The organism is Stenotrophomonas sp. PS02300, assembly GCF_029959395.1.
Taxonomy (GTDB): Bacteria; Pseudomonadota; Gammaproteobacteria; order Xanthomonadales; family Xanthomonadaceae; genus Stenotrophomonas; species Stenotrophomonas maltophilia_AD.
This window is the reverse complement of the sequence record NZ_JASCOP010000036.1, coordinates 1-13,664: the sequence shown is the minus strand read 5'-3', so window position 1 is coordinate 13,664 and position 13,664 is coordinate 1. Positions and strand designations below refer to the sequence as shown.

The 13,664-nt window shown below is 67.2% G+C and carries 13 protein-coding genes; 9 read left to right on the top strand and 4 right to left on the bottom strand.

Annotated features, from left to right (window positions below; translation table 11 throughout):
- Positions 1-77 precede the first annotated feature (77 nt).
- A complete protein-coding gene (locus tag QMX79_RS09005) occupies positions 78-1,529 on the bottom strand; it encodes a glutamine synthetase family protein (RefSeq protein WP_282246439.1) in 1,452 nt (483 codons plus the stop codon).
- Between the two features lie 145 nt (positions 1,530-1,674).
- Here QMX79_RS09005 and QMX79_RS09000 point away from each other — a divergent pair, with 145 nt between their 5' ends.
- On the top strand, positions 1,675-2,976 hold the full coding sequence (locus tag QMX79_RS09000; RefSeq protein WP_282246438.1) for an FAD-binding oxidoreductase: 1,302 nt from the start codon (positions 1,675-1,677) through the stop codon (positions 2,974-2,976).
- Between the two features lie 105 nt (positions 2,977-3,081).
- Here QMX79_RS09000 and QMX79_RS08995 read toward each other — a convergent pair whose 3' ends face one another.
- On the bottom strand, positions 3,082-3,744 hold the full coding sequence (locus QMX79_RS08995) for a DUF6338 family protein (protein ID WP_282246437.1): 663 nt from the start codon (positions 3,742-3,744) through the stop codon (positions 3,082-3,084).
- Positions 3,745-4,051: 307 nt separating this feature from the next.
- Between QMX79_RS08995 and QMX79_RS08990 the strand changes: the two genes are divergently transcribed.
- Both QMX79_RS08990 and QMX79_RS08985 read left to right on the top strand, forming a co-directional pair.
- Complete coding sequence (locus tag QMX79_RS08990; RefSeq protein ID WP_282246436.1) at positions 4,052-5,392, top strand: diguanylate cyclase; 1,341 nt, start codon at positions 4,052-4,054, stop codon at positions 5,390-5,392.
- Between the two features lie 69 nt (positions 5,393-5,461).
- Positions 5,462-5,923, top strand: a complete 462-nt coding sequence (locus QMX79_RS08985) for a bacteriohemerythrin (RefSeq protein ID WP_282246435.1) — start codon at positions 5,462-5,464, stop codon at positions 5,921-5,923.
- Here the strand turns inward: QMX79_RS08985 and QMX79_RS08980 are convergent.
- Positions 5,904-7,199 carry an MFS transporter gene (locus QMX79_RS08980; RefSeq protein ID WP_282246434.1) on the bottom strand — a complete coding sequence of 432 codons (1,296 nt, stop codon included), beginning with the start codon at positions 7,197-7,199 and terminating at the stop codon, positions 5,904-5,906. The genes QMX79_RS08985 and QMX79_RS08980 overlap by 20 nt on opposite strands.
- A gap of 200 nt (positions 7,200-7,399) precedes the next feature.
- On the opposite strand from QMX79_RS08980, the gene QMX79_RS08975 reads away from it, so the two are divergent.
- The 6 genes from QMX79_RS08975 to QMX79_RS08950 all read left to right on the top strand — a co-directional run bounded on the left by QMX79_RS08975 (position 7,400) and on the right by QMX79_RS08950 (position 12,244).
- Complete coding sequence (locus QMX79_RS08975) at positions 7,400-8,752, top strand: aspartate aminotransferase family protein (protein ID WP_282246433.1); 1,353 nt, start codon at positions 7,400-7,402, stop codon at positions 8,750-8,752.
- A 52-nt stretch (positions 8,753-8,804) separates the two neighbouring features.
- Entirely contained in the window at positions 8,805-9,683 is an 879-nt protein-coding gene (locus QMX79_RS08970; RefSeq protein WP_282246432.1) for a plasmid replication/partition related protein, read from the top strand.
- A 60-nt stretch (positions 9,684-9,743) separates the two neighbouring features.
- Positions 9,744-11,036 (top strand): DUF445 family protein, encoded by a 1,293-nt coding sequence (locus QMX79_RS08965; protein ID WP_282246431.1) that lies wholly within the window; start codon positions 9,744-9,746, stop codon positions 11,034-11,036.
- Positions 11,037-11,134: 98 nt separating this feature from the next.
- The gene (locus QMX79_RS08960; RefSeq protein ID WP_282246430.1) at positions 11,135-11,533 is read left to right on the top strand and encodes a DUF4124 domain-containing protein; all 399 of its coding nucleotides are present in this window, start codon (positions 11,135-11,137) and stop codon (positions 11,531-11,533) included.
- A gap of 63 nt (positions 11,534-11,596) precedes the next feature.
- Positions 11,597-11,899 (top strand): type II toxin-antitoxin system RelE/ParE family toxin, encoded by a 303-nt coding sequence (locus QMX79_RS08955; RefSeq protein ID WP_184124221.1) that lies wholly within the window; start codon positions 11,597-11,599, stop codon positions 11,897-11,899.
- Between the two features lie 39 nt (positions 11,900-11,938).
- The gene (locus QMX79_RS08950; protein WP_282246429.1) at positions 11,939-12,244 is read left to right on the top strand and encodes an addiction module antidote protein; all 306 of its coding nucleotides are present in this window, start codon (positions 11,939-11,941) and stop codon (positions 12,242-12,244) included.
- A gap of 6 nt (positions 12,245-12,250) precedes the next feature.
- Here QMX79_RS08950 and QMX79_RS08945 read toward each other — a convergent pair whose 3' ends face one another.
- A complete protein-coding gene (locus tag QMX79_RS08945; protein WP_282246428.1) occupies positions 12,251-13,477 on the bottom strand; it encodes an aminotransferase class V-fold PLP-dependent enzyme in 1,227 nt (408 codons plus the stop codon).
- Positions 13,478-13,664: the final 187 nt, after the last annotated feature.

Genomic DNA, 13,664 nt, shown 5'->3' with positions numbered 1-13,664 from the left:
TGCCAGCCTAACGGGCAACTGGTTATTTTCCCAGCACGGGCCCGGGCTGGCCATGCGGGATCGGGCGGCTGGGCCGGTCACACATTCAGCAGCAGGAATTCACGCTCCCAGGAGCTGATCACCCGGAAGAAGGTCTCGTATTCCTTGCGCTTGACCGACACATAGGCCCGGCAGAAGCGCTCGCCCAGCATTTCGCGCAGCTCCGGGCAGCGCTCCAGGCCGTCCAGCGCCTCGCCCAGCGAGCGCGGCAGGTCGTAGCCCAGCTCCTTGGCGCTGCCGCTGATCGGCGCGGTCGGCGAGCCCTGCTCGCGGATGCCCAGCAGGCCGGCGGCCAGGGTGGCGGCCATGGCCAGGTAGGGGTTGGCGTCCGAGCCGGCGAACCGGCTCTCCACCCGCATGTTCTCCGGGGTGTCCAGCGGCACCCGCAGCCCGCAGGTGCGGTTGTCGAAGCCCCAGTGCACGTTGCTGGGAGACACTTCGCCGAACACCAGCCGCCGGTAGGAATTCACGTTCGGGGCGAAGAAGGCCATCGCCGCCGGCACGTACTTCTGCAGGCCGGCCAGGTAGTGGCCAAACAGCGGGCTGAACTCCTCGCCGCCGTTGTCGCCGCTGAACACGTTGTGCCCATCACTGATCCGCACCAGGCTCTGGTGGATGTGCATGGCGCTGCCCGGCTCGGTTTCCATCGGCTTGGCCAGGAAAGTGGCGTACACCCCGTGGCGCATGGCCGATTCGCGCATGGTGCGCTTGAACAGGAACACCTGGTCGGCCAGGTCCATGGCATTGGCGTGGGTGAAGTTGACCTCCAGCTGCGCCGCGCCGGATTCGTGGATCAGCGTATCCACGTCGAGCTTCATCGCATCGCAGTAGTCGTACATCAGGTCGAGGATCGGATCGAATTCGTTGACCGCATCGATCGAGTACGACTGCCGCGCCGTTTCGGGGCGGCCCGAGCGGCCGGCGGGCGGCAGCAGCGGGAAATCGGGGTCGGTGTTCTTCTGCACCAGGAAGAATTCAAGCTCCGGCGCCACCACCGGACGCAGGCCGAGTTCGGCATAGGCATCGAGTACCCGGCGCAGCACGTTGCGCGGGGCCAGCTCATGCGGCTCGCCGTGCTTGGTATAGCAATCGTGGATGACCTGCGCGGTGGGATCAGTGGCCCACGGCACCATGCGCACGGTATCCGGGTCCGGGCGCAGGATCATGTCCGAGTCCGACGGCGAGGTCAGCTCGTAGTAATCGTCCGGGAACTCGCCGGTGACGGTGGTGGCGAAGATACCCTCGGGCAGGCGGGTGCCGTAGTCGTGCGAGAACTTGTCGGCCGGGATGATCTTGCCGCGCGCGTTGCCGGTGATGTCCGGCACCAGGCACTCCACCTCGGTGATGTGGCGATCCTTGAGCCAGCGCAGCAGCACGCTCTCCTCGGCGGCCGGCTTGGCGGCGGCCTTGCGCGCGGGCGCCTTCCGCGAGGGAGCGGCGGCCTTGCGCGATGGAGACGGGGCTTTGCGCGAACGCGTTCGGGTGGTCATGACCGGTCTGCTGTGCTGGAGTAACGACGACAAGCTTCGCCGAAGGGCTGGAACGTACTGTGATAGTGCCACTGTACCCTCGCCGGCAGCCGCCGTCACAGCGGGCGCACCTGCTCTCGACACGTGTTGCTGGCATGCTGTGCGCATGAGCGAGCTCCCGATGAGCCTGGCCGGACAGGCGCATGCACCCAGCTGGTATGCCGACAGCGTGCCCGACACGCCACTGCGCGCGCCGCTGCGGGGCGACCATGCCACCGACGTGTGCGTGCTGGGCGCCGGCTATACCGGCCTGGCGGCCGCGCTCTCGCTGGCCGAGCGCGGCTACCGGGTGACCGTGCTCGAAGCGCACCGGGTCGGCTGGGGCGCCTCGGGCCGCAATGGCGGCCAGGCCATTGTCGGCTACGGCTGCGAGGTGGACACGCTGGAACGGCTGGTCGGCAACGCCGATGCGCGCCGGCTGTTCGATTTCTCGCGTGAAGGCATGTCCCTGCTCCGCCACCGCCTGGGGCACTACGCGATCGACTGCGACTGGCGCGATGGCCACGCCAGCGTGCCGATCAATGCACGCCAGGAACGTGCGTTGCGTGCGGGCATGGATACCCTGGTTGAGCGCTACGACTACCCGCTGCAGTGGTGGGACCGGCAGCAGCTGCAAAGCCAGCTCGACAGCCCGCGCTATCGCAGCGCGATGTTCGATGCGGCCAGCGGCCACCTGCATCCGCTGGCCTATGCGCAGGGGCTGGCTCGCGCGGCTGAGGGGCTTGGCGTGGTGATCCATGAGGCCAGCCCTGTCGTTGAACTGGTGCGCGCGAACCGCCCGCAGCTGCGGACGGCCCACGGCAACGTCACCGCAAACCAGGTGGTCATCGCCGGCAATGCCTGGCTGCAGGGCATCGCGCCGGAGCTGGAGAGCCGGATCATGCCGGTGGGTACCTACATCGGCGCCAGCGCGCCCTTGGGTGAGGAACGGGCGCGGGCGCTGATCCGCAATGACATGGCCGTGGCCGACGTCAGCTGGGCACTGGACTACTTCAAGCTCAGTACCGACCACCGCCTGCTGTTCGGCGGCCGCGCCAGCTATTCGGCGTTGCCGCCGCCGAACCTGCGCGGGGTAATGACCAAACGCATGCACCAGGTATTCCCGCAACTGGCCGACGTGGGCATGGAGCAGGTCTGGGGCGGCTACGTGGACATTACCCGCAACCGCGCCCCGCACTGGGGCCGGCTCACGCCGAACGTGTACTTCGCGCAGGGCTTCTCCGGCCATGGCGTCGCGGCAACGGGATTGGCAGGCAAGGTCATTGCCGATGCCATTGCCGGCCAGAACGAACGGCTGGATGTGTTCGAGCGCATTCCGCATGGGCGCTTCCCCGGTGGGAAGCTGCTGCGCACGCCACTGCTGGTGGCCGCGATGTCCTGGTACAAGCTGCGGGATGTGCTGGGGTGAAGGCTGCGTGGTGGAACGCTGCCATCAACTCAGGGTCGCTTGGGTGCCGGCGGCGGGTTCGGCGGAACTTTGCGCCGATTACTGCGCGCTGACGGATCTGCTTCGTCAGGGCGCTGTCGCCGTGATGCCGGCAGAGGCGGATTCGATCCCTTGCGTAGAAATGCCATGTTTGACTCCTTTATCAAGCATCACTTCGACCCACCTGACGTCAGTCGCGTGAATGATTATGCCATCCAGATCACGCAGCTCTACTGTGTTTCCATCGTCATCGATCCATGCGGGATCCTGAATATAGAACTGGCCATTGGATGGATTCAGAGGCCATTCCTTTGGCCAACCAATCAGCCGCCTGCCGTCGGTAAGGTGCAGCACAATGTCTGTGGGATTCGATCCCAGCACGCAGTACCACTCGCTTGAATGTGAGGTGCGGGAGGTGAACCCTTTTCCCCTCAGCCAGGAATGAAACGTGTCTCTGTTGACGGCAGCCGCCATCAGCGCGCCCAAGACTGTCGCAATCAACACCGAGCAGGTGAGCTGGCTTGCCGATGTCCACTCACCAACGGACCACGCCCGGCCAACTGCTTCCAGCAGGACCTGAACCATCCCGGTTGCTGCATGGACGACAAACGTGAAGACCAATGCTTCCACGGTCCTTTCGAATTGACTGGGTTTGGGATGAGACGTGAATCCGTAGAAGATCGATGCGGAAAGGAAGCCCGGCAGCAGGAACGTGAGCAGCGGGGTCACTTCCTTGTAGAGATTGTCCATGTGTTGCCGACCCGAGTTGCGCGCACAGAGGAATCGTAAGGAACGTAAGCAGGCCGGGGCGTGCATCAGATCTCATTCCGGCGTGCTAACGATTGATTCTTCCTACGGTTTGGCTGCGTCGCGCGATGGGGGCTGCCACGCAGGGCGTGGCACTACGGTCCGGGAGTTGCGGGCGTATCGGAGGTCCCCGGGGGCCAGGGGCCCCGGATCCGGACATTGCGGTCACAGATCCGGAGATTGGGCCTAAAGTCCGGCGTGAAGACGCCGATACACCTTCCGACCCTCTCGGATTTCGAGCGTACGCACCATGCCGGCACTGTTTCAGGGCGCCTTCCCCAGCGACCCCGGTGATGACCTCCCCCAGCGGATCCTGCTGGTGGAGAACTCGCGCACGTTCACCACGATGCTCAAGGAAGCGATCGAGCAGCGGCTGGAGCTGCCGGTGTCGGTGGCCACCTCGCTGGCCGAGGCCGGACGCCTGCTGGATGAGGAACAGGGCTGGTTCCTGGTGCTGACCGGACTGGTGCTGGCCGATGGCGACCGCGACAAGGTGGTGGAGTACTTCCTGTCGCGCGGGCTGCGCACGGTGGTGGTCAGCGGGGTGTACGACGAGGACCTGCGCAAGCGCGTGCTGCAGCAGCAGATCATCGACTACGTGCTCAAGAACACCCCCGGCAGCATCGATTACCTGGTATGGCTGGTGCAGCGGCTGGAGCGCAACCGGCGCATCGCCGCGCTGGTGGTGGACGATTCGATGTCCGCCCGCATGTACGCCGCCTCGCTGCTGCGCATGTACGGCCACGATGTCTACGAAGCGGCCGACGGTGCCGAGGGCCTGAAGGCGATCGAGGCCCATCCGGCGATCCGGCTGGCGGTGGTCGACCAGGAAATGCCCGGCATGGAGGGGGTGGAGTTCACCCGCCGCCTGCGCACCCTGCGCTCGCGCGACAAGGTGGCGGTGATCGGCATCTCCGGCAACACCGATCCCTCGCTGATTCCGCGCTTCCTCAAGAACGGCGCCAACGACTTCCTGCGCAAGCCGTTCTCGCGCGAGGAATTCTTCTGCCGCGTGTCGCAGAACGTCGACCAGCTGGAGCTGATCGGCACGCTGCAGGACCTGGCCACCCGCGATTTCCTCACCGGCCTGCCCAACCGTCGCTGCTTCCTGGAGCAGAGCACGCGCCAGCTGCCCAAGCTGCAGCTGGAAGGCGAGCAGGTCGCGGTGGCGATGATCGACATCGACCACTTCAAGCACATCAACGACACCCACGGCCATGAAGCCGGCGACGACGCGTTGCGGGCGGTCGCTGCAGCGGTCGCCGACCACGCGCGCGACCAGGACCTGATCGCGCGCTTCGGTGGCGAAGAGTTCTGCCTGCTGGTGCCGGGGCTGGAAGAAGACGAAGCGATCGGCTACTTCGAGATCCTGCGCCAGCGTATCGAAGCGCTGGAAGTGGACCTGGGCCACACCACGCTGCGCATGACCGTCAGTATCGGCTTGTGCTGCCTGCGCCCGCAGCATGATTCGCTGCACCGGCTGATCTCCGAGGCCGACCGCCAGCTGTACCTGGCCAAGGCCGATGGCCGCAACCGCGTGTGCAGCACGCGCGAGGCCACCGCCGCCCGGGAACCCGCGCTGGCGCCTTGATCCAGATCAACGCAGGCGCGCCCTGCCCTGCCTAGAGTCGTTCCCAGCGAACATCACAGGGAACGCACCATGGCACTTCTGGTCTGGCAGGACGACCTGAACATCGGCATCGACGTCATCGACCACCAGCACATGCGCATCGTGGAGATGCTCAACCATCTGCACGTGGCGCAGACCAGCCTGCACAAGGTGGCCGTGGCCGAGGTGATCGACGAACTGGTGGATTACACCATGTCGCACTTCGCGTTCGAGGAAGAGCTGATGGAAGAAGCCGGCTACCCGTTCTGCGCCGCGCACAAGCGCGTGCACGAGATCTTCGGCAAGCGCGTGGCCGAATACCGGCTGCGCTTCCAGGCCGGCGAGGACGTCACCGACGAGCTGCGCACGATGCTGTCGCGCTGGCTGTTCAACCACATCCGGGGCGATGACAAGGCTTACGCCGAATCGGTCAAGCAGCACCTGAACCAGTTCGCCCGCGACCACCAGCAGGGCAGCTGGCTGGGCCGCACGCTCAAGCGGATTTTCCGCTGAGCCGGGTCGGCCGCCCCATGGCCAGCAGCGCCAGGATGGTGATCACCGCGGTCAGGCACAGGTAGTAGCCCACCGCGACCAGGCCGAAACGGCCGGCCAGCCAGGTGGCCACGTACGGTGCCGGGGCCGCGCCGAGGATGCCGGCCAGGTTGAACGACAGCGAGGCGCCGGTATAGCGCACCTGCACCGGGTAGATTTCGGCCAGGAACGTGCCGCAGGGGCCGTAGGTCAGGCCCATCAGGAACAGGCCCAGTGCAAGGAAGCCGACCACCAGCCACGGGCTGCCGGCCTGGAACAACGGGGCGAACAGCACGCCGAAGCCCAGGATCAACCCGCTGGCCACGATCATCGTGCGCCGGGTGCCCCAGCGGTCGCCGTACATCGCCGACAGCGGAATGCCGGCGGCGAAGAACAGGATGCCCACCATCTGCAGCAGCAGGAACTGCTCGCGGCTGTAGTGCAGCACCGTGGTGCCGTAGCCCAGGGTGAACACCGTCATCAGGTAGAACAGCACGAAGGTCGCGAACGCGCCGAGCGTGCCCAGCACCAGCGTGCGCGGGTGGTGCCGCAGCACGGTCCACATGGGCAGGCGCACGCGCTCGTTGCGGTCCAGTGCGGCCTGGAACTGCGGGGTCTCGTGGATGTTCAGGCGCACCCACAGGCCCACCGCGACCAGCAGCGAGCTGGCCAGGAACGGCACGCGCCAGCCCCATTGCAGGAAGTCCGCATCGCTCATCGCGCGGCCCAGCAGCAGGAAGATGCCGGCCGAGAGCAGGAAGCCCAGGGGCGCGCCCAGCTGCGGGAACATGCCGTACCAGGCACGCTTGCCCGGCGGCGCGTTCTCGGTGGCCAGCAATACCGCCCCCCCCCACTCGCCGCCCAACCCCAGGCCCTGGCCGAACCGGCACAGCGCCAGCAGCGCCGGTGCCACGATGCCGATGCTGGCGTGGGTGGGCAGCAGGCCGATCGCCACGGTCGACACACCCATGGTCAGCAGCGCCGCCACCAGCGTGGCCTTGCGCCCGATCCGGTCCCCGTAATGGCCGAACACCGCCGAGCCCACCGGGCGGGCGATGAACGCCACCGCGAAGGTCGCCAGCGACTGCAGCAGCGCCGCGCCCTCGCTGCTGTCGGGGAAGAACAGGTGCGGGAACACCAGCACCGCCGCCGTGGCGTAGATGTAGAAATCGAAGAATTCGATGGTGGTGCCGATCAGGCTGGCCAGCAGGATACGGCGGGGCGAATTGGCGGCGTGGGCAGCGGCAGGAGTCGACATCGTTCACGTGCGGGAAGATCAGCTGCCCGATTCTGCCACGTGACCGCCACCGACCGGCGGGATGGTTGCACCGGCAACAGTGACTGGCCCGCCCACGACACCCCCGGTAGCCCCCGCCGTTGGCCGGACCAGGCGGTCCACAACGAAGCAACGATCCAGGCAGTAAAGTCGAGACCATCCACATCCGCGGATCCATCACCATGGCCCTCACGGAAACGCCAGCGTCTTCGCTGTCCCAAAACGCGCCCACCACCCTCGACGCCTGGTGGATGCCGTTCACCGCCAACCGCCAGTTCAAGGCCGCACCGCGCCTGCTGGTGCGTGCCGAAGGCATGTACTACCACGACGTGGACGACCGCCCGATCCTTGATGGTGCCGCCGGGCTGTGGTGCTGCAACGCCGGGCACGCCCGGCCGCGGATCGTGCAGGCCATCCAGCAGCAGGCGGCCACGCTGGATTTCGCCCCGCCCTTCCAGATGGGCTCGCCGCTGCCGTTCGTGCTGGCCGAGCGCCTGGCCGCGCTGGCCCCCGGGCCGCTGAACCATGCCTTCTTCACCAACTCCGGTTCCGAGGCGGTGGATACGGCGATGAAGATCGTGCTCGGCTACCACCGGCTGCGTGGCGAAGGCCAGCGCATCCGTTTCATCGGGCGCGAGAAGGCCTACCACGGGGTCGGTTTCGGTGGGCTGTCGATCGGCGGCCTGCCCAACAACCGCAAGGGCTTCGGCCCGCTGCTGGCAGGCAGCGACTTCCTGCGCCACACCCTGGACCTGTCCCGCAACGCCTTCAGCCTTGGGCTGCCGCGCCACGGCGCCGAGCTGGCCGAGGACCTGGAGCGGCTGATCGCGCTGCATGACGCGTCGACCATCGCGGCGGTGTTCGTCGAGCCCATCGCCGGGTCGGCCGGGGTGATCCTGCCGGCGCCGGGCTACCTGCAGCGCCTGCGCGAAATCTGCGACCAGCACGGCATCCTGCTGGTGTTCGACGAGGTCATCACCGGTTTCGGCCGGGTCGGCAATGCCTTTGCCGCGCAGCGCTTCGGGGTCACTCCCGACCTGCTGACGATGGCCAAGGGCCTGACCAACGGCGCGGTGCCGATGGGCGCGGTGATGGTGTCCGATGCCATCCACGCCGCCTACATGCAGGGCCCGCCCGGGGCCATCGAGCTGTTCCATGGCTATACCTATTCCGGCCACCCGCTGGCCTGCGCGGCCGCGCTGGCGGCGCTGGACACCTATGCGGCGGAGGGCCTGTTCGACCGTGCCATCGAACTGGGCGAGTACTGGCAGACCCGCCTGCACAGCCTGCGCGGGCTGCCCAACGTGGTGGACATCCGCAACTTCGGGCTGATCGGTGCGGTGGAACTGGCGCCGCGCAAGGACGCCCCCGGCAGCCGGGGCTATGAGGTGTTCGAGCGCTGCTTCCGCGATGGCGAACTGCTGGTGCGCTGTACCGGCGATGTGATCGCGCTGTCGCCACCGCTGATCATCGACCGGGCGCAGATCGACCGGATCGTGGACGTGCTGGGCGAGATGATCCGCGCCACGGCGTGACGCCGGCGACCGGTACAATGGGCTGTCAACAGCTGCTCGCCAACCGGATTGCATGGACATCGTCGTCAAAGAAGAACTCAAGGCCTACATCGACCCGCTTACCGCCGATGAGCACGAGGCGCTGGAGCGCAGCATCCTGGCCGAAGGCTGCCGCGACGCGCTGGTGCTGTGGAACGATGTACTGGTGGATGGGCACAACCGTTACGGCATCTGCCAGAAGCACGGCCTGCCGTTCCAGACGGTGCAGAACACCCGCTTCCAGTCGATGGACGATGTGCACCTGTGGATGATCGAACAGCACCTGGGCCGGCGCAGCGTCTCCGATTTCCAGCGCGGCGTGCTGGCCCTGCGCAAGCGCGACATCCTGGCCGAACGCCACCGCGCCGACCAGGCCCAGCTGCAGCGCGAAAGCGACGGCGAGATTGCCGATGCCACGCCCGAAGGTGACGAAGACAGCCCGCCGTGGGCACCGGCACCGAAGGTGAGCCGCGCCGACATGGCGCGCGAAGCCCGGTTGAGCAGCAGCCAGGTGACGATGATCGAACGCATCCACAAGCAGGCCGCACCGGAGCTGGTGGAAGCGGTCAAGAGCGGCGTGATCTCGATCAGCGCTGCGGCGGCGGTGGCTGCGCTGCCGGAAGAGGAACAGCGCGCGGCGGCGGCGGCCGGCAAGGACGAACTGAAGCAGGCGGCCAAGCGCGTGCGCGAGGCCAAGCGCAAGCCGCGCAAACCCGTGCAGGAGGTGCTGCACAGCGCCGATGGCGAGCTGGAGATCGATCCGAGCCGTGAAGCCGAGATTGCCGAGGCGCTGGCCTCGCTGGGCGAAGGCCCGGCCGAGCTGCGCCAGCGGGTGATTGCGTTGACGATCGAGAACGATGCGCTCCGCGCGCAGCTGGCGGCACTTCGCCGACAGGTCGCCGAAGTGGCGTGATCCTGCCCTCCGGGATGGCTGTCGAGGTGGCGTTCGCGCCCGGGTCGATACACTGGCCGCATGAACACCACACCCTCGGTTGACCCCCGCCGCGCGCAGCTGCGTCGCCTCAAGGCCATTGCCCTGGCGATGCTGCTGGCCATGCTGGCCGGCTTTGTCATGAGCCACCTCAACGGCGAACGCGGCATCTGGGCGTGGGTGTCCGCATTCTGCGAAGCGGCTGCGGTGGGCGCGTTGGCCGACTGGTTCGCGGTGGTGGCGCTGTTCCGCCACCCACTGGGCCTGCCGATCCCGCATACGGCGATCATCCCGCGCAGCAAGGAACGCATCGCCGACAGCCTGGCGGTGTTCGTGCGCGACCAGTTCCTGGAACCGCAGGCACTGCTGGCCCGGCTGCAGGTGTTCGACCCCGCCAGCCGGCTCGGCAGCTGGCTGGCCGATCCCGCGCGGTCGCGGCTGCTGGCCGACATGGCCCGGGGCTGGGCCCTGCAGGCGCTGGATTTCCTCGACGAAGCCGCCGTGCGCCGCAGCATCCAGGCCTTCGTGGTCGAGCAGCTGCGGCAGTGGAACGCGGCGGCCACCGCCGGTGAGCTGCTCGGCCTGCTCACCGCCGACAACCGCCACCAGCGGGTGCTGGATGAAGGGCTGACCCGGATCAGCCAATGGATGGACAACGACGCGGTGCGGCAGCGCGCGTCGGAACTGATCGTCCGCTACATCCAGCGCGAATGGCCGAAGCTGGCCAGCACGGTCAACTGGGTCAAGCCGATCGACGAGATCGGCGACGGCCTGGCCGAGCGCATGGCGCACGCGGTGCTGGCCGAACTGCAGCAGATCCTGGCCGAGCCGGAACACCCGCTGCGCAAGGATTACGAGGCGTGGCTGGGCGACTACATCCAGCGCCTGCGGCACGACCCGGCACTGGCGGAAAAGGTCGACCAGCTCAAGCAGCAGGTGATCGACCACCCCGCGGTGCAGGAGTATGTGCAGGGCCTGTGGGCGCGCATCCATGCCAGCCTGCGCGCCGACCTGTCCCGCGAGGACTCGGCGCTGGCCGGGCACCTGCGGCGCAGCCTGGCCAAGGTCGGCCAGGCGCTGCAGGACGATCCCTCCCTGCGCGAGGCCCTCAACCAGCACCTCATGGACGGTGCCGAGCGCCTGACCAGCCGGTTGCGCGAGGGCGTGACCAGCCATATCGCCCAGACCGTGAAGGGATGGGACGAACGGCACCTGGTGGAGCAGCTGGAGCTGAGCGTGGGACGCGACCTGCAGTTCATCCGGTTCAACGGCACCTTGGTGGGTGGGTTGATCGGGCTGTTGCTGCACGCGTTGACCGTGTGGATGCAGTGGTAGGTCCAGCCAACGGTTGACAGATTGCCCGGGTGTTTTTGAGACGTGGTTCGCGTATTCTGCCGCGCATTCAGGGCTGGAGTGGCCCGCCGGGGGGAACCATGCGAAGGACGATCGTGACGCTGGCGCTGTTCGCGCTGGCCTGCAATGCCCATGCCGGGCGCGTGTACAAATGTGCCGCTGGCGGCCAGACCATCTACCAGACGGTGCCCTGCCCGCCCGAGCAGGACACCGGCGTGACCCGGCCGATCGTCAAGGACCCCAACCTCACCTGGGAAGAGCGCACCCGCGCCCAGCGCGACCTGCACCAGGCCCGCCGCCGCATGCAGGCCGACGCCGGTCGTGGCGAGCCGCCGGTGCGCGGTACCGTCATCGACGGCGCGGCCAATCCGGAACAGTGCGAAGAACTGCGCGCCCGTCGCGAGATCGGCGAGCTGTTTGGACGCCCCGCGCCGGAGCGCATCGACACCGAAATCGCGAAGGCCTGCAGTTCGCGCTGAACGAAGCGTTGGACCTGTCGGGTACGGCCTTGCACGATGTATCCAAATGGATACATTCGGCGTATGGTTACGGTCCAGGCTACGGAAGCGTTCGACAAATGGATGCGCAGGCTGCGTGACACGCGTGCCCGTGCAGTGATTGCCGAACGCATCCAACGGATGGCCCAAGGTCTGCCGGTGGATATCAAACCCATCGGCAGCGGCGTCAGTGAACTGCGGATTCACCATGGCCCCGGCTACCGCGTGTACTTCACGCGGCGGGGCCGGCAAATCATCATCCTGCTATGCGCAGGCGACAAGGACAGCCAAGCTCCGGACATCCTGCAGGCGCAGAAGATGGCCGCCCATTTCCCGCGTGGAACGTGATGCAACCACAGCGCGCAACTGCCTCTTCAGGATTCAACCATGAGCAAGCCAGTCCTCGTTGCTTTCGATCCCGCAGATCATCTGGTCGACGATGCGGCCATTGCGCAGTACCTCACCGAGGCACTTTCCGCGGATGACGCCGCGCATTTCCAGGATGCACTCCAGGTGGTGGCGCGCGCCCGTGGCATGGCGCAGATTGCGGAGGCCTCTGGCCTCGGGCGGGAGAGTCTCTACAAGGCACTCAAGCCGGGCGCGCATCCCCGCTTCGACACCGTTCAACGGGTACTTGGCGCTCTCGGTGTGCGCCTGATCATCGAGCCGCTGGAACAGCCAGGTACAGCCTGACATCCATCAGGCAAGCGCGCGGATGGCGTCGATCAGCGACCTCATCTGCGCGGGCGTGGTGAAGATGCCGGGTGTCACGCGTACGCAGGCGCCGGACGCCAACCCTTCGCGGGCCACCACGAAGACACCGGACTGTTGCAGCATGCACTCTGCCGTGGCGGTATTGGCCTCCAGGCTGACCTGCCCGCGCAGGCGGAAGGCAGCGATGGCGCTGGACAGACGCGGATCCGGTGACGCCAGCAACTGGATCCGGGCGTCTTCGCGCAGCGCATCCAGCCACTGGTTGCGCAGGCGCAGCAGGCGCGCGCGCTTGTTGGCCACGCCGATCCGCTGGTGCAGCGACAATGCTGCCGGCAAGGCCATCACCGCCGCGAAATTGACCGTGCCGGTGTGGACGCGGCTGTCGATATCGCCGGTGTCCGCCTCGCCCATGCAGGGATCCAGGTCCTGCACACGGCCGCGCCGCACGTAGAGCGCGCCCAGGCCAACCGGCGCGCCGATCCACTTGTGCAGGTTGATGCCGACGAAATCCGCGCCCAGCGCGTGCAGCGGCGTGTCGACCTGGCCGATGCCATGTGCCGCATCCAGCACCACGTCCGCGCCGGCCGCGCGGGCCAGCGCGCTGATCTCCGCCACCGGCAGCAGCATACCGTTGCGGTGGCCAACCTGGGTGAGCAGCAGCAGGCGGGTGAGCGGGTAGCGCGCCAGCGCCTGTCGGTAGGCGTCCACGATGCCGTCGTGGTCGAATGGCTCCGGCAGCACGATGCGCTGTACGTCCACGCCCCTGCGCTCACGCAGCCACTGCATCGCAGCGATCGCGCTTTCATGGTCGGTGTCCGCATGCAGCACGGTGTCGCCCGGAGACAGGTGCCGGTAGCCGGCAATCAGTACCTGCATCGCTTCCGTCGCGCCCCGGGTCAGCGCGATCTCATCCGCGCCCACGCCCAGCGCGGCGGCCAGCATTGCACGCGCGTGTTCCAGCAACGGCGGGAACTCCCGTCGCCCGAACCACGCGTTGTCACGGTTCACCCGCGCCGTGGCGCGCTGGTAGGCCTGCAACACCGGCCGCGCCATGGAACCCCAGTAGCCATTGTCGAGCATGACTACCTGGTCGGTGACGTCGTACAGCGCCGCTACCTGGGCCCACCAGTCCTCGTCGGCGGCCAGCACGGCAGGGTCTCGCCCGGCGGCATCGGGCAGTGCGTCGCGATCGTGCAGGTCTGCGTCGGTCATGCCACCAGTATCGCAGCGGCAGCGAGAAGAGCCGATAACGCCAAACCATCAATCAATCTTGCCGAAGCGAATGATAATGACTATCATTAACACCCTCCCCTGTCACCGGCCAAGGCCGGTGACGTTCGTTGTTCGGCCCGCCATTGCAGGTTCCCGTGGCCAGCACGCCGGATGCCAGCTGGTTCAA